This window comes from Nannocystis pusilla (genome assembly GCF_020073745.1).
GTDB lineage: Bacteria > Myxococcota_A > Polyangia > Nannocystales > Nannocystaceae > Nannocystis > Nannocystis radixulma.
This window is the reverse complement of record NZ_JAIRAU010000056.1, coordinates 426,287-441,608: the sequence shown is the minus strand read 5'-3', so window position 1 is coordinate 441,608 and position 15,322 is coordinate 426,287. Positions and strand designations below refer to the sequence as shown.

The window sequence follows — 15,322 nt, the reverse complement described above, 5'->3', positions numbered from 1 at the left end:
CCTGGGGCCCCATTGCCGCGGAACCAAGACGGCAGCGCGACGCCGTCTGCGCTCAGGTCATCAGCAGCCACAGCACTGCGACGACGAGCCCCGCGAAGCACAGGACGGAGATCCAGATCGACGCCTTGTTGAACCGACCCCCCGCCGGTTTCGAACTCGACGCTCGCGCCGCCGTCGCCTCGGCCGGATCGGCAGCCGGTGCTCGAACTTCGGCGGTAGGCCGCACTGCGACCGGCTCCCGGGGCGGCGGGTCGAATGGTGGCGGCCCGACTGTCGGGACCGGGCGTGCCGGTTCGGGCGGCAACAATAGCGTCGTATCGGCCGGGAGCGGCGGCTCGGCGATTGTCCCCGTCGACGGGTCGTCGCCGGCGATCGATCGTGGGCTCGCCACCGGGACCGCTGCGCTCGCTTTCGCTTGAGCCAGCGCGAGCGGACCCCTGAGCCCCTTTCCGGGCGCGGTCTTCTCCTCCTCGCGAACAGTGGTGACTCCCGCTCCCACGATCTCGGTCCGCTCGAGATTCGCCGGCGTCGGACGGTGGACCGACGGGACGATCTCGGTCCTGTCGCTCACCGCAGATGCCGGAGTCGGCGAGACCGGGAAAATCTCGGTCCTGTCGGTCACCGCAGGTGCCGGAATCGGCGAGACCGGGAAAATCTCGGTCCTGTCGGTCACCGCAGGTGCCCGAGCCGGCGAGGCCGGGGGGAGAATCTCCGTCCTGTCGCTGACCGCAGCTGCCCGAGCCGAGATCGGGGGGAGAATCTCCGTCCTGTCGCTGACCGCAGCTGCCCGAGCCGGCGAGGCCGGGGGGAGAATCTCCGTCCTGTCGCTGACCGCAGCTGCCCGAGCCGAGATCGGGGGGAGAATCTCCGTCCTGTCGCTGACCGCAGCTGCCCGAGCCGAGATCGGGGGGAGAATCTCCGTCCTGTCGGCGACAGCCGGACGGCGCATGGCTTCCAATTTCTCGTGCAGCGTCGGCAGGTCACCCCGCGGCGCGACCGTCGGAGGCGGCCGCGGCGGGTCGACCTGCGGTCTCGGCATCAGCGGAGCCGCCGACAGCGCCGCAGGACGTGCGGATGGCCGCGCCGGCTGACTGGCGACATTCGCCAGAGCCGGTCCCGCTCCGACCCCAGCTCCCGGCTTGCTCCGCGGCGTCGCAGCGGGCGCCGCCGAGATCATCGAGACCGGGGAGATGGGATCGGGCCGCGGAGCAACCGCAGGCGTCGCCTCGACCGGCGCCACGGCGACTCCCAGCAGTTCGCGGAGCCCCGCGCGCATCGCCGCGAGATCGGGCCGCTGCGCCGGATCCTGCGACAGCGCCCTGGCCATGAACTCGTCCACCGATCGCGGCACCGCGACGAGCGAGCGCAGCGGTGGAGGCGTCTTTCCGGCCGACTTCTGGCTCGATATCAGCTCGAATAGGATGAGTGCGAGCGCATAGGCGTCGCTGCGCGTGTCGCCGCCTCCTTGCCGCTGCTCGGGCGCCCGATAGCCGGCCTCGTCCCGACGGCCGAGCTCCAGCTCGGCCATCCCGAAGTCGAGCACCTTGACGTCATCGCGAACGGTCACAGTGCAGCGCGACGGCGTCAGGGCCCGGTGAGCGACGCCCGTCGCTGCGTGGGCCGCGAGCAGGATCTCGGCCGTGCGCTCGCCGAGCATCAAGGCGCGCCGCCACGACATCGGCCCCTGGTCGCGCAATTTGTCGAATCCGCGGAGTGTCCGCGGCTCGGCCAGGCAGAACGGCGGCACCGGCGGCGCACTGACGACCCCCTGCGGCAGCACCAGCCCCGCGATCTTGCCGGCCGTCGCCGCGGCGACGACCCGGGCGAACGCGGCCCACGCGTTCGGGTGCGCGCACGCCGGCTCGAGCAGCAACAGCGCGACGTCGAGGCCCGCATGGTGATCGGCCGCCAGGAACGCCCGCACCGCGCCGTCGCTCCGGAGCGGCGACATGAGCTCATAGCGACCGGCGAAGCGCTCGCCGATCTGCGGTGAGAACGAGGCCGACACGCCGACGAACGGGCAGCATGCACGCGAACGCCTGCGCCCGTCAATCGGGGATCTCGATGTCCGGTCTGACCTCGCCTCGCCCCGTGTTCGCGCCCGCCCGGCGCGATCTCGGCCTGCACGACGGGCCGCAGAGCGCGTCTCCGCCGTCGTGTTCGGCCCATGATAGGCTCGCGAGATCCATGCCGGACGCCGCTCGAATCAGCGACTTCCACGTGTGCCCGAAGGTCGAGCCCGGCCCCGTCCCGCACGTCGGCGGCCCGATCTTCAGCGGCAGCGCCAACGTGATCATCGGGTTCTTGCCCGCCGCCCGCGAGGGGGACAGCGTCGTTTGCTTTCCGATCGGCCCGACCGACAGGATCAGGCGAGGCAGCGCCACCGTACTGATCAACAGTCGCCAGGCTGCCCGCCGGTCCGACCCCGGTTCACACATCTCCGGCGACCTCATCGCCGCCGGCTGCCCGACTGTTGTGATCGGCGACTCCACCCAGGCTTTCACCTTTCGCGGCGCCGCGCAGCGCGGCACCCCGTTCTGCGAGGAGTGCGAGCGCAGGCGCCTGGAGATGGACGATCACGATGACTCCGCCGAGGTCATCCCGCCCGATCCCGACACCGCCACCCTCGACGACGACCGAGCCCCGCCCGGCGCCGAGCTCGGTCGCGACTTGCTCGCCAGCTCGCTGCTCAACAAAGAGGCGCTCGCCGCCCAGCCCAACCTGAACGACGGCCTCGACGGCGAACGGGTCGCCGCCCGAGTCGCCGTCGCATATCAGTTCTACGCCGCCCACGCCGGTGAGAAGTTCAAGCCGAGCAGGCTGACCTCGCACATCCGCGCGATCGACCTCTCGCGGCCCGTCGAGGTGATCGCGGTCGCCGCCCGGACGCTTCACCAGCGCGGTTACCCGGGCGGGGCCAACGGCGAGTACTTCGCGCTCGACCCGAACCTCACGCCCGAACAGCTCGGCACCTCCGCGATCGTCCCCGGGCCCGACGGTACACCTGTCCCAAGAGACAGGCGAACCGTCGAGTACGGCGAAGCCCCCGCGTTCGGCCTCAAGAGCACCGCCGCCGCCGTGATCGACACCTGGACCTTCCCCAGGACCGCCACCGATCCCGGTGAGCAGATCTCGTGCGAGGGCGGCGGCACCCAGGTGTACGTCCCGCGGATCTTCCACGTCTCCAGCCGCAACGTCTGAGGCGACACCATGGCCGACGTGATGCGGATCCTGTCGCGCGACGCCTTCGCCGAGGTGCTCGCCGAGGCCCGCCGACGCACCCGCGCGCTCGACCCCTCCCGCTGGCCGCTGCTGCAGCAGATCGAGGCCCAGCTGCAATTCATCGCGAAGCAGACCAGGAACGGCCGCGTGCCTCACGAGGACGATCGCCGGCACACCACCCTCGGCCCGCTCGCGGCTCGCAACCTCGAAGACATCGACCCGGAGTACGCCGACCAGCTCGAGGAGCTCGACTACACGTTTCGCCGCTACCCCCAATTGCCCGCCGGCCCGCCCGTGCGCCGCCGCGGGGTCTTGCAGGTGTGGTCCGGGCGCGAGACCTACCGCAAACTGGTGCTCGACCTCGGCGTCCCGCGCACCGTCGGCAGCGCCGGCGCCGACTTTGTCGTCCACGGCGACCCCGCCGGCTCCCCGCACTTTCAAATCCTCTGGGACGGCGTCAGCGCCCACGTCCAGGCTGAGGGCTCGCACCGCCTTGCGATCCATGGTGGGTCGGCGTGGTACGGCGAGATGGCCAACCGCGGCTGGATGACCGCCGTCCGCACGACCTATCGCTTCCTCGTCGAGGACCACACTCCGCCCCCCGGGCCCATCGCCCCGTCCGCCGCCGCTTGCGATGCCCTCGCCGAGCTCGAGCGCCGCTGCGACACCGGCAAGCTCTACGCCATCATCGACGCCGCCCGCTCCGACCGCGCCCTCCAGCTCGTCGAGGAGAGCATCGACCCCTACGCCTCGCTCTACGACGGCGAACAGGGCCGCGCCTTCGACGACATCGCTCCCTACCTCGTACACCTGCAACCGAGCTCGTGGCTGCTCGAGCGCCTCGTCACCGAGGGCTGGGGCGACGCCTGGGGTCTTTATGTGGAGAGCGGCGCCGGCTTCGACAAGGTCCGCCGCCACTTTCGCCAATTCCTCAAGGTCGAGGTCGAGGGCGAGGCGAGGCCGATGTTCTTTCGCTTCTACGATCCACGGGTGCTGAGCACCTTCGTCGAGGTGATGACGCCCGAGCAGAAGTCGGAGCTTTTAAAAGCAGTCGACGTGGTCCTGTTCGAACGATCCGCTCCCCATCTCCGGATGGGCGTCATCGAATGAGTCCTGCATGATTCGACGCGCATTCACGCGCCGACGAGGGCGGAGGGTCGACGGCGAGCGATGTTGAAGATCAGCGCCATCCAGCGGGGAGCGTTCGAGCGCGCGGCGCTCGCGGACTTCGAGGCGCGCATGCTGGCGCACCTCAAGCGGTTCAGCCCGAGGCACCTGCGGATCGTCGGCGATCCCGAGCTCCGCGAGCTGATCGTCGTCGGCCACGAGCGAGCCGAGCAGTACGGGCTGGTCTCCGAGCGCAGCAAGCGGATCTACATCGAGCTGATGCTGATGTTCGGCAGCGGCTTCGACGACGATCCGCAGCACGTGTGGGCGGTGGAGCCGCTGCGCGCGGGCGACGGCGAGTACGTGCGGGTCGACCGGCTCCGCGACGCGGCCTGGGGCCACCTCGACCGCACGGCCGGCGACGACCTCGACGCCGCGGGCCGCTCGCAGCCCGGTCGGGCGGCGGCTCAGGTGCAGCGGTTCGCGCAGCCCGAGCGCGCGCAGAGCGACGAGGCGGGGCTCGACCTGCGGGCCCGGCTGGTCGCGCTGCTCCGCCAGGTGTTCCCGGCCAGGTGCGCGGACATCGGTGAGCCGGCGCTGGTCCGGACGGTCGAGCAGGCGCTGGCGAAGGCGCGGAGCTTCGCGCTGACCAGCGAGCGCGGGCAGGCGCTGTTCGTCGGTCTCGCGGTGATGTTCGGCGCCGATTTTCATCGCGATCCGCAATTCGCGTGGGCCGGGCGGGCGCTCGCCGAGGTCGGCAGCGCGAACGAGCGGGCGCGGATCGAAGCGCTGCTGCGCGGGGCGACCGGGTGCCTCGATCGATTCTGGGCCGAGGGGGAGTGATGGGATTAGGCAGCGGAGTCCAGCGGGGGCAGAGCGAGCGCGGGCCGGCGGCGGCGACCCGCCCGAACAGTACGGTCGAGGCGTGCATGGTCGAGTATCACCTGCACGTCGACGCCGACCGCGACGGCGTCGTCGACGACGATCGCAGCCACAACGACCGCTGGGCGTGGGGCCCCGGCAGCAAGGGCGCGATCATCCTGTGCAACAACGACGACGAGGATCGGAGTCGTCGCTGCGACAACGAGGACGCGCAGATCAACGCGTCGCCCGATCCCGACGACATCGCCCCGCTGGTGATCCGGCGCGTCGCCGGGCACCCGCCGGCGCCGGGCTCGTGGCGCGGGTTCCTCGAGGTCTCGCCCGAGGATGCGGCGCGCGTGCGGGTGTTCGAGAGCCGCAGCAGCGGGGCGGCGCAGGTGCTCGGCGCGGGGATCGGCAACCCGGCCGAGGGCGGCACCGCGGCGGTGCAGAGCTGGCCGCTGCCGGACCTGAACTTCACCGAGAAGGAGCTCGGGGTCGAGGCCGTGATGTACGCTCAGGGCCGCTTCAACGGCGAGGTCGTGATCAAGCTGCGGATCGAGCGGGGCGGGTCCGGGACGCACGAGGAGCAGGTCCGGCTGCGGGTCGCGCCGTGGATCGCGTTCAACCACCTCGACCCGACGACGCGGGTGTACGTCGGCGAGGCGGTCGACAACGCGGAGTTTCGCCGCGACCTCGCGGCCCAGGTCGCCGCGGCCGGGCTGCCCCCGCCGGAGGTCGCAGGCCCACCGCACGGCACGGATCGCTGGCTTCAGGACGCGATGGAGATCGGGTTCTCGAGCCTGCCGCGGACCGGCCCCCCGGCCGCGCGCCACCTGCCGGTCGTGCTGCGCACCGCCAACGATCGCAGCGAGATGGGCTGGGGGCTCATCGACCGCTACCCGCGCGAGCGGATGCTCGAGCCCGGCTTCGGGTGGGTCGAGGCCATGCCGCCGAGCAAGAGCGGCGGCTCCCTCGATTCGTTCGGCAACCTCGAGTGCTCGCCGCCGTTCACCCACAGCCGTCGCGGCAAGGAGTACAAGTTCGGCCGCCTGGTCTACGGCGAGCACCCCGGCGGCACCGCCCGGCGCAACATGCAGCGCGATGTCGTCAATTTCCTGGACGCCCAGCAGGTCCAGGAGCCGTTCGCGCTCAACACCGGGTGGCTGGAGGTCGGCCACGTCGACGAGGTGATGTCGTTCGTGCCGATGACGAACGCGCCCAAGAAGTTCAAGGTCGCGCTCGCCAGTCCGACGGAAGCGGTGACGATCCTGCGCCGACTCAAGGCGGCGCGGCAGGGCACCGCGCCGCTGCTGCGGCTCACGCCGCCGCCGCCGCGGCCCGATCGGACGCCGGGAGAAGCGACGCCGCAGGATCTGTACGACAACTACTACCTGCGCACCGTCGACGATGTGCTCGGCGACTCGTCCTTCATGGACGTGCAGACGACGGTGCAGGGCCACATCGATGGCGTCAAGACCAAGCTCATGGACGAGCTCGACCTCGCGGAGACCGACTTCATCCCGCTGCCGGTGCTGTTCATGCAGACCGAAAACTATCTGTTCGTCGCGTACACGCCAGGGGTGGTCAACATGCTGGTATTGACGAAACCCGACAAGACGGCGCGGCTGGTGATCCCCAAGCCGTTCGGGCCGGAGGTCGACGGGGTGTGCCAGTTCGAGCGCCACATCCGCACCGCGCTCGGGCCCCCGGCCGAGACCGGCGTCGACCTCGAGTTCGTCGACGATTTCTTCACGTATCACGTCAATCTCGGCGAGATCCACTGCGGGACCAACAGCAAGCGGGAGCCGCCGATCGATCGCTGGTGGTGGGAGCAGCAGGTATGATTCACAAATGGCCAGAGTTCGCGGCGCTGCGGGTGCTTCACGGCGAGGACTACGCGCGCCGGCGCGGCCGGGTGCTCGCCGACCAGACGGCGGTGATGACCTACCTGCCGGCCTACGCCGGCGACCCTGACTGGCTGTGGCGGACGCTGGCCGCGATCGTCCGCGGCTGGAGCGAGCACGCCGCGCTGTATCGTCAGGTGCTCGCGGAGCTCGACCGGGTCAACGTCGCCGCCGAGGGCAAGAAGGTCACCGGCATCTCGCGGATCTGGACCCGGTACGGGATGAGAGCTCGCATCGACTACGGGCCGGCGATCTTGCCGCTGTGCTGGGAGGTGATCCTCAAGTTCGGCGACCTGTGGCCGCAATGGAAGGTGATCACGTTCCTCGAGATGATCGCCGCGGTGCCGAAGGCGGAGTCGGTCGAGCCGGTGCTCACGTTCATGCAGGAGGTCGCGCCGATCGACTTCATCGAGGCGGCGACCAACACGCTGCGCGACCTCCCGGCCGCCGACGTGCAGCCGGCCCTGGCGGCGCGGATGCTCGCGGTCGAGGCGGCGGTGCGCGCCCGCGGCAGCCTCGACCCGCGCAGCGCCGAGCTCCTGCGGATCTGGTCCAGGCTGCGCCAGGAGGCCGCAGACGGCCCCCCGCGGCCCTGACCAGGTCCACATCGACGCGCTCGTGATCGCGTCGCCTGCCTACGGCAGCAGCCAGCCGAGCCGCTTGCGGTTCGACAGCAGCGCCTCGGCGAATTCTTCCGCGGTCTGCGGCCGGCGCAGCGCGAGGACTTCGGGGCAGAACATGTCGCACGGGAGCGCCTCCTCGACCCTGTTGCCCGCCGCGGCCTCGCCCTCGGCGGCGATCACCTCGTCGAGGCGCGCGAACGCGACGCGCAAAGCCTCGGCCCAGCCCTGGAAGTACGCGGGCAGGCGCGGATCGTCGATGGATTTGGCGGGGACGACCTCGACCTCCTGCTCCTTGATGTCGCCCATCGATCGCTCCTCGCCGTTCACGTCCCAGACGACCAGCCGCACCGTCGCCACCAGGCTGCCTCTCTCGGGGTCGATCGCCCCCCCGACGAACATGAGCGAGTAATGCGTGGAGGAGATCGGGAGCAGCTGGGCGAGGGCGGCCGCGAGGTCCATCGCGCGCGATGGTAGCGAACTCGCCGGCACCGGAGAACGGGCCCCACGCGCGCCGACTCGCGACGCTCGCGGCCGTATTGACTCGCCCCGACCACGGCGATAAGCGACGCACATGAGCTCCGCCTCGCCGACGATCATCGACGCCTGGATGCAACACCCGACCCCGCGGTTCATGGCGCAGCCGTGGCTCGACTCGCTGAAGCGGTGGACCCGCGACGACTTCGCCGGCCCGTGGCCGCTCGCCGCGACGCTTGCGGGGATGGACGAGGGTGGCGTCACGCGCGGCCTGATCAGCGCGTGGGTGGGACCGATGGGTCCGCTCGTCAGCAACGACGAGGTCGCGACATGGGTCGCGCAGGCGCCCGACCGGCTGGTCGGGATCGGCTCCGTCGACATCACCCGGCCGATGGAGGCCGTGCGCGAGCTCCGTCGCTGCGTCAAGCAGCTCGGGTTCCGCGGCGTGCGCGTGCTGCCATGGCTGTGGGAGCTGCCGCCGACGCACCCGCGGTTTTATCCGCTGTACGCCGAGTGCTGCGAGCTCGGCGTCCCGTTCTGCACGCAGGTCGGCCACACCGGCCCGCTCAAGCCCTCGGAGGTCGGACGACCGATCCCCTACATCGACCAGGTCGCCCTCGACTTCCCCGAGCTCGTGATCGTCGGCGGTCACATCGGCTACCCGTGGACCGAGGAGATGATCGCCGTGTGCACCAAGCACGTGAACGTGTACATCGACACCTCCGCCTATACCGTGAAGCGCTACCCTCCGGCGCTCGTGCAGTACATCGCGGCGCACGGGCGCAAGAAGGTGCTGTTCGGCACCAACTGGCCGATGATCAGCCCCGCGCGCGCGCTCGCCGGCCTCGACGCGCTCGGGCTCGACGACGAGGCGCGCGGCCTGTTCCTCGCCGGCAACGCGCGCCGCGTGTTCCAATTGCCGTGACGGCCAGCCCTCACCCTTGCGGGTTGATCTGCTTCTGGTCGAGCCCGCCCGGGTAGGCGTACGAGTCGTATTCGTCGTAGCCGATCACGATCACCCCGAACGCCTGGTCGCCCGTCAGCACGTGCACCCCGTCGTCGGCCGGTACGCGCGCGACCTCCCACTCCGACGCGCCGACCTTGGTAAACGCAGCCGGGTTGACCGGCACGCCATCGAGGGTGACGCTGGCACCTGTCTTTTTGGTCAGGACGATCCGGTCGTTCAGCCAGTTGCTCGGGATCAGGATCACGTAGCTCGAGCGGAACTGCGCCAGCGGCACGCCCTGGGCCATCGCCGGGTCACCGGCCTGCAGCGGCGGGACGTTGGTGTTGGCCGACGACGACATGTACTGCATCAAGTAGATCGGCTTGTTCGCGGTGACCACGAAGTCGCCGGGGTTGGCCGCGGTGCCGCCGACCGTCATCGTGATGAGCTGGCCCTTCGTCATCGTGAAGTCGTCGGCGGGGATCCCCGTGACCTCGGGGTGGCGGTCGATGTGCACCTCGGTGCCGTCCTCGGCCGCGAACAGGTGCCAGTACGAGGCCTCGGGCGTGCCGTTGTTGCGCACCGGGAAGCGGCTGGCCACGTAGGTGTTGCCCCACGTCTGCAGCCCGTACACCTGCTCCTCGAGGTGGTCGCAGCAGCACGTGCCGGAGTCCGGCACGTTGGCGCACCAGTGGTTGGAGAACACCCCGATCGGCTTGTCCGAGGTGATGTACGTGCCCGACAGCATGTTGGTCGACGACTCGATCTGGATCACGTCGGCCTCGTTCATCAGCGGCAGCACGTACGGCTGCCCGGCCGGCAGCGCCGGGATCGCCCCGCCGGCGTCGGTCTGCACCGCCGGCGTGATCGTCACCGTCGTCGCGTCCTTGGCCGCGACGATGTTGAGCTGCGCGTTGCCGAAGCTGCTCTCGCCCCAGCCGACCACGTAATAGTACTGGTCGTAGACGTTGACCGGCAGCAGCAGCGACGCGTCGCTCGTGTACGACGTCTCGCCGTTGATCGGCTGGAACTGGTAGGCGATGATCGGCACGTCGCTGAGGACCTTGTACGCGCCGCGCGGGTTGACGCCGGTGTAGTCGATGTGTCGATCCGGCAGGTCGAACTGGTGCAGCGTGTTGGGCCCGACGGCCATCTGCTGGATCGTCGTCCACTGCACCCCGTCGTGGGTCTCACCTGCACGTTCGCGGCCTTGACCGGGTCGACGTTCGACACCACCACCGCGTACGGCTGCGAGTCGTAGGCCTCGACCGGGTCGTTGTTGTTGTCGACCGCGAAGTACTCGCAACCGACCGAGGACGCGTCGGTCTGCGCCTTCGCGCACAGCGACTTGCACAGCCCGAAGTCGCACACCTCGTTGAGACCGCACTCGGTCGGCCCCTCCCACGACTGCCCGTCGTCCGAGCAGATCTGGAACGCGGTCGGCCCGTCGCACTGCAGCTCGCCCGGCGTACACAGCCCGATCGACGTCACCGAGTCGGCCGAATCGCTGTCGCCGGTCACCGTCGGCGCCACGGTCGTGCCCTGCTCGGTGCCCCCCGTCGTCGGCGGCGCCGCGGTCTCGGTCCCCGTCTCGCTCGTCGACACCGACGTGCCGGGCAAGGTCGCGATCCCCGTCATCGTCGCCACCCCCGTCCCGCTGGCGCCGCGGCCTCCGCTGTCCCCGCAGGCGCCCAGCGCGAGCAAGCCGAAGAAAGCAGCGGTGAGATTCTTGATAGGCAACATGCAGTCGTCCCTGATAGGCGCACTCTAGCGGAGAACCCAGCGACGATCGCAAGCCGCTCGCCACCGCCACACGACCGCGCATGCCCTCGCACAGGGGATCGCACCCGCTGGGTTTCCCGGGCCGCACGCCGGGGCCTGGGCGGCCAGGACCTCCGCAGCCGCGGGCGGACCGCTCCAGCCACAGATGCATCCCACAACGAACATGCCCCTTAAAACATGTCCTCTTGAACATCTCTCGATCGACCTCCCCCGCCGCGACGCGCTCGCTCCGGGCCCGCGCCCGTGCGCCCGCCGCCCCCGAGCCGATTCGCCGACATTCCGGTCCTGTCGCGCTCGCCGCGGCCCTGGGCCCGATTGCGCATGAGGCGCGCCGCCCGCTCGAGTCCGACGTGGTTGCGCGCCGCGGCCCGCTGGGTCATCGTCGCCACGGTGAGCGGCCGTTCTCGTCCTGCCCGCGTCGGTTTTTTCGCCTGTCTCGCGGTGCTCGTCGCCCTCGGGGTCGGCTACTTCAACGATTGTCTGGCCGGCCTCGGGCTGTCGGTGGCCGCGCTCAGCCAGAAGGAGCAGGCGACCCCGAAGGCGGAGCCCGCTGCAGAAGCAAAAGCGGAGGCCAGGGTCCGGATCGTCGTGCAGGGCGAGCAGTGCCGCCTCGGCGGGGCCAGGGAGCTCCGCAGCTGCGACGACGTGTGCGGCGAACAGATCCCCGGCGCGATCGTCGAGCTCGCGGCCACCGCGGGGGCCCAGCGGGTCGTCGAGGACCTGCGGACCTGCCTGCGGCGTCGCGGCGCCACGGTCCAGGTGATCTCGGAGTAGCGCGTGTTCTGGCAGGCGCTGTTCGACCCCTTCAGCATCGTCGTCCTCGCGGCGACCCTGGCGATGACCGCCCTGTCTCTCGGCTGGCTGCGCGGCGCCGCCCGCCAGCGCGACGTCCTCGCCGGCGGCCTGATCGTGCTGCGCAAGATCGGCGCCCAGCTGGCCGCCGATCACCCGATTCGCCGCCGCCTCGAGTCGGCGCCGGTGGTCGACCTCTCCTTCGAGGAGCTCGCGCGCCTGCTGAGCGGTCAGCAGGTCGAGCCCGCCGCGCGCACGCTGATCCGCCTCGGCGAGCGCATCGGCTGGGTCGAGCGGTTCGCCCAGCTGTCCGTGCACCTCGGGATCCTCGGCACCGTGTTCGCGCTGGTCAGCGCCGATCCGACCGACCTCGAGGGCTTCCGCGCGCGCCTGCCGATGGCCCTCGGCACCACCTTCTGGGGGCTGATCGGCGCGATCGCCCTGTCGCTGATCGCCGGCGCGTGCGAGAGCCTGCTCGAGCGCGCCTCGCAGCACGTCCGCGAGGCCCTGCTCGAGGGGCTCGAGCAACCGCCCGAGAGGACCGGCTCGTGAAGCGCCGCCGCCGTCACGCCCTCGACCTGCTGCCCCTGCTCGACGTGTTCATGGTGGTGCTGTTCGTGTTCGCCACTATCCAGGAGGGCCAGCTCGACGCCTCGGCGCACGGCGCCGCGCAGCTGCAGGCCGAGCTGCAGCGGCTGCGCGCGCAGCAGGTCGACCCCGGCGAGCTCGCCCGGCTGCAGCAGGCCGAGGCCGCGGCCACCAGCGCCGCCGAGGCCGCGCGCGCCGAGCTCGCGCGCGCCGCCGAGGCCCAGCGCGAATTGCAGTCCGCGCTCGAGCGCCTGCGCGCGACCGCCGAGCAGGCCGCCGCCACCGCGACCACCCCCGGCGACGAGGTCCTGCGCCGCCAGGAGGTGCTGGCCCGCCTGCTCGATCACTTCTCGGTGTTCGAGATCGAGGTCGACGGCGAGCTCGTCGGCGACGACGTCGTCAACCACTGCTGCTACCGCACCGAGCCGCTCGCGGGCGCCTGGCGCTCGTGCGGGGCCGTCCCCGCCGCGGGCGCCGAGCTGCAGGACTGGCTCGCGGAGGGCGGCGCCGGGCTCGTCGACGCCCTGCGACGCACCCGCGGCGGCAACGCCATGACGATCGTGCGCCAGAACGAACGCGCGACCTGGCGAGTCGCGCGCAAGCTCGAGGAGCAGCTGCGCGATCGCTTCCCCGAGCACAAGATCTACGGCGAGGGCGTGGCGACCCACTCGCTCGCGTGCCCGCGCTGACCCGCGGCGACCGGCCGCCCTCAGGACATGTTCGATCTGCCATGCCCTTCACGACAGGTCCCATCGAACATGCCGTCTGAGCCAGCCGCATCGGCGCCTCCGACCGCGCCCGCGGCCACGGCCACGGCCACTCGCCTTCCTGGCGCCGCGGCGGCCGTGCAACGGCGTCGCAGCCGTCCTTTCCCCGCGATCGGACCAGACGCCCGTCCTCGCGGCCGCGTGCGTGAACTCAACCGCCGCCGCCAGCCCCACCGATGCGCGCGCAACGACGCGAGGGCCGTCTCACCGCTCCAGCGGCGACGGCGCGACGGCGCGACGGCCGTTGCCAGCGGGCCGCGTTGCCGCGAAGCTCGCCCGGCCGCCCGCGTCGGCGAGGATCCATGACCGACATTCACGCCTACCTCGAGCGTCACCAGCAGAAGGAGCTGCTGCGCCTCTTGACCTGCGGCAGCGTCGACGACGGCAAGTCGACCTTGATCGGCCGGCTCATGCACGACACGCGGGCGATCTACGAGGACCAGCTGGCGGCGATCCGGCGCGACAGCGTGCGCCAGGGGACCACCGGCGGCGAGCTCGACCTCGCGCTCTTGACCGACGGTCTGCGGGCCGAGCGCGAGCAGGGCATCACCATCGACGTCGCCTACCGCTACTTCAGCACCGACCGGCGCAAGTTCATCATCGCCGACTGCCCCGGACACGAGCAGTACACCCGCAACATGGCGACCGGCGCCAGCACCTGCCAGCTGGCCATCATCCTGATCGACGCGCGCCACGGCGTCATGCCGCAGACGCGGCGCCACAGCTACATCTGCAGCCTCCTCGGCATCAAGCACCTCGTGGTCGCCGTCAACAAGATGGACCTCGTCGGCTTCGACGAGGCTGTCTTCGAGGACATCCGGCGCGCCTACACCGACTTCGCCGCCGGCCTGCAGATCCACGACATCACCTTCATCCCGATCTCCGCGCGCGACGGCGACAACGTCGTCGAGGTCGGCGAGCGCATGCCGTGGTACCAGGGCCCGCCGCTGCTCGCCCACCTCGAGACCGTCCACATCGCCTCCGACCGCAACCTCCAGGACCTGCGCCTGCCGGTGCAGCTGGTCCTGCGGCCGAGCCACGACTTCCGCGGCTTCGCCGGCTCGCTCGCCTCCGGCGTCCTGCGCGTCGGCGACGAGGTCGTCGTCCTGCCCTCGCGCGGGCGCTCCACCGTCAAGCGGATCGTCACCTTCGACGGCGACCTCGCCGAGGCCCACGCGCCGATGTCCGTCACCGTCGTCCTCGCCGACGAGGTCGACGTCAGCCGCGGCGACGTCATCGTCCGCCCCGGCGGCGAGCCGCAGCAGGCCAGCGACATCGAGGCCATGGTCGTGTGGATGGACGAGCGGCCGCTCGTGCGCGGGCGCAGCTACCTCGTCAAGCACAACACCCGCACCGTCCCCGGCGAGCTCGAGGCCGTGCTGCACCGCGTCGACGTCGCCACCCTCGAGCGGCGGCCGGCCGACGGCCTGGCGATGAACGAGATCGGCCGCTGCGTGCTCAGCCTCCACCGGCCGCTCAACTACGACCCGTACGCCGTCAACCAGGCCACCGGCAGCTTCGTCATCATCGATCGCAGCACCAACGGCACCGTCGGCGCCGGCATGCTGTGCGACCGCGGCGACCGCAGCGACAGGACCGATCCGTGGACCGCCGCCGGCGTCGACGAGGGCGGCCGCGATCATCGCAGCCTCGTCGCCCGCGAGGCCCGCGAGGAGCGGTTCGGCCAGCGCGCCGTCACCCTCCTGCTCACCGGCTTGCCCGGCTCCGGCAAGGGCACCCTCGCCTACGCCCTCGAGCAGCGGCTGTTCGCCGCCGGCCGCGCCGCCGCCGTGCTCTACGGCCCGGCGATGCGCCGCGGCCTCGCCCGCGACCTCGGCTACACCGCCGACGACCGCAGCGAGAACCTGCGCCGCTCCGCCGAGGTCGCCCGCCTGTTCAATGAGACAGGTCTGATCTGCATCTGCGCCTTCGTGGCCCCGCACGAGGCCGTGCGCGCCCGGGCCCGCCAGGTCATCGGCGACGGCCGCGTGCTCGAGGTCCACCTCTCGGCGCCCGTCGACGTGTGCCGCGCGCGCGACCGCACCGGCATGTACGCCCGCGCCGACGCCGGCGAGCTCAAGGCCTTCCCGGGGGTCAGCGCCGCCTACGAGGCCCCCGGCGCCCCCGACCTGGTGCTCCCGACCCACGAGCTCGGCGTCGACGCCTGCGTCGACGCGCTGGTCGAGCTGCTGCGCTCGCGCGGCGTCGTCTGAGCTGTCCCTTGTGACCTGCCCCAACAGACAGGCTCGCCGC

The 15,322-nt window shown here is 71.2% G+C and carries 14 protein-coding genes; 11 read left to right on the top strand and 3 right to left on the bottom strand.

Going from position 1 to position 15,322, the window contains the following annotated elements; genetic code table 11:
- Nucleotides 1–52: 52 nt before the first annotated feature.
- The gene (locus K7C98_RS39650) at nt 53–2,008 is read right to left on the bottom strand and encodes a hypothetical protein (protein WP_224197132.1); all 1,956 of its coding nucleotides are present in this window, start codon (nt 2,006–2,008) and stop codon (nt 53–55) included.
- A 179-nt stretch (nt 2,009–2,187) separates the two neighbouring features.
- On the opposite strand from K7C98_RS39650, the gene K7C98_RS39645 reads away from it, so the two are divergent.
- The 5 genes from K7C98_RS39645 (at nt 2,188) to K7C98_RS39625 (ending at nt 7,693) form a co-directional block, all read left to right on the top strand.
- Entirely contained in the window at nt 2,188–3,201 is a 1,014-nt protein-coding gene (locus tag K7C98_RS39645; RefSeq protein ID WP_224197131.1) for a PAAR domain-containing protein, read from the top strand.
- A 9-nt stretch (nt 3,202–3,210) separates the two neighbouring features.
- On the top strand, nt 3,211–4,332 hold the full coding sequence (locus K7C98_RS39640; RefSeq protein ID WP_224197130.1) for an immunity protein Tsi6 family protein: 1,122 nt from the start codon (nt 3,211–3,213) through the stop codon (nt 4,330–4,332).
- 60 nt (nt 4,333–4,392) lie between these two features.
- Nucleotides 4,393–5,172 carry a hypothetical protein gene (locus K7C98_RS39635; RefSeq protein WP_224197129.1) on the top strand — a complete coding sequence of 260 codons (780 nt, stop codon included), beginning with the start codon at nt 4,393–4,395 and terminating at the stop codon, nt 5,170–5,172.
- Between the two features lie 86 nt (nt 5,173–5,258).
- Nucleotides 5,259–7,037 (top strand): protein-arginine deiminase family protein, encoded by a 1,779-nt coding sequence (locus K7C98_RS39630; RefSeq protein WP_224197128.1) that lies wholly within the window; start codon nt 5,259–5,261, stop codon nt 7,035–7,037.
- Nucleotides 7,034–7,693, top strand: coding sequence for a hypothetical protein (locus K7C98_RS39625; RefSeq protein WP_224197127.1), 660 nt, complete (start codon nt 7,034–7,036; stop codon nt 7,691–7,693). The genes K7C98_RS39630 and K7C98_RS39625 overlap by 4 nt, the downstream gene beginning before the upstream one ends.
- A gap of 39 nt (nt 7,694–7,732) precedes the next feature.
- Here K7C98_RS39625 and K7C98_RS39620 read toward each other — a convergent pair whose 3' ends face one another.
- Nucleotides 7,733–8,179 (bottom strand): hypothetical protein, encoded by a 447-nt coding sequence (locus K7C98_RS39620; RefSeq protein WP_224197126.1) that lies wholly within the window; start codon nt 8,177–8,179, stop codon nt 7,733–7,735.
- A 112-nt stretch (nt 8,180–8,291) separates the two neighbouring features.
- Here K7C98_RS39620 and K7C98_RS39615 point away from each other — a divergent pair, with 112 nt between their 5' ends.
- Complete coding sequence (locus tag K7C98_RS39615; protein ID WP_224197125.1) at nt 8,292–9,119, top strand: amidohydrolase family protein; 828 nt, start codon at nt 8,292–8,294, stop codon at nt 9,117–9,119.
- 10 nt (nt 9,120–9,129) lie between these two features.
- On the opposite strand, the gene K7C98_RS39610 is transcribed toward K7C98_RS39615, so the two are convergent.
- Nucleotides 9,130–10,317, bottom strand: coding sequence for an IgGFc-binding protein (locus K7C98_RS39610; protein WP_224197124.1), 1,188 nt, complete (start codon nt 10,315–10,317; stop codon nt 9,130–9,132).
- A gap of 105 nt (nt 10,318–10,422) precedes the next feature.
- Between K7C98_RS39610 and K7C98_RS39605 the strand changes: the two genes are divergently transcribed.
- The 5 genes from K7C98_RS39605 (at nt 10,423) to cysN (ending at nt 15,282) form a co-directional block, all read left to right on the top strand.
- Nucleotides 10,423–10,911 carry a hypothetical protein gene (locus K7C98_RS39605; RefSeq protein WP_224197123.1) on the top strand — a complete coding sequence of 163 codons (489 nt, stop codon included), beginning with the start codon at nt 10,423–10,425 and terminating at the stop codon, nt 10,909–10,911.
- Nucleotides 10,912–11,312: 401 nt separating this feature from the next.
- A complete protein-coding gene (locus K7C98_RS39600) occupies nt 11,313–11,696 on the top strand; it encodes a hypothetical protein (RefSeq protein WP_224197122.1) in 384 nt (127 codons plus the stop codon).
- Between the two features lie 3 nt (nt 11,697–11,699).
- Entirely contained in the window at nt 11,700–12,266 is a 567-nt protein-coding gene (locus tag K7C98_RS39595) for a MotA/TolQ/ExbB proton channel family protein (protein WP_224197121.1), read from the top strand.
- Nucleotides 12,263–12,991: a hypothetical protein gene (locus K7C98_RS39590; RefSeq protein WP_224197120.1), complete on the top strand. Its 729-nt coding sequence runs from the start codon at nt 12,263–12,265 to the stop codon at nt 12,989–12,991. Before K7C98_RS39595 ends, K7C98_RS39590 begins: the two co-directional genes overlap by 4 nt.
- Before the next feature lie 380 nt (nt 12,992–13,371).
- Nucleotides 13,372–15,282: a sulfate adenylyltransferase subunit CysN gene (cysN, locus tag K7C98_RS39585; protein ID WP_263430203.1), complete on the top strand. Its 1,911-nt coding sequence runs from the start codon at nt 13,372–13,374 to the stop codon at nt 15,280–15,282.
- Nucleotides 15,283–15,322: the final 40 nt, after the last annotated feature.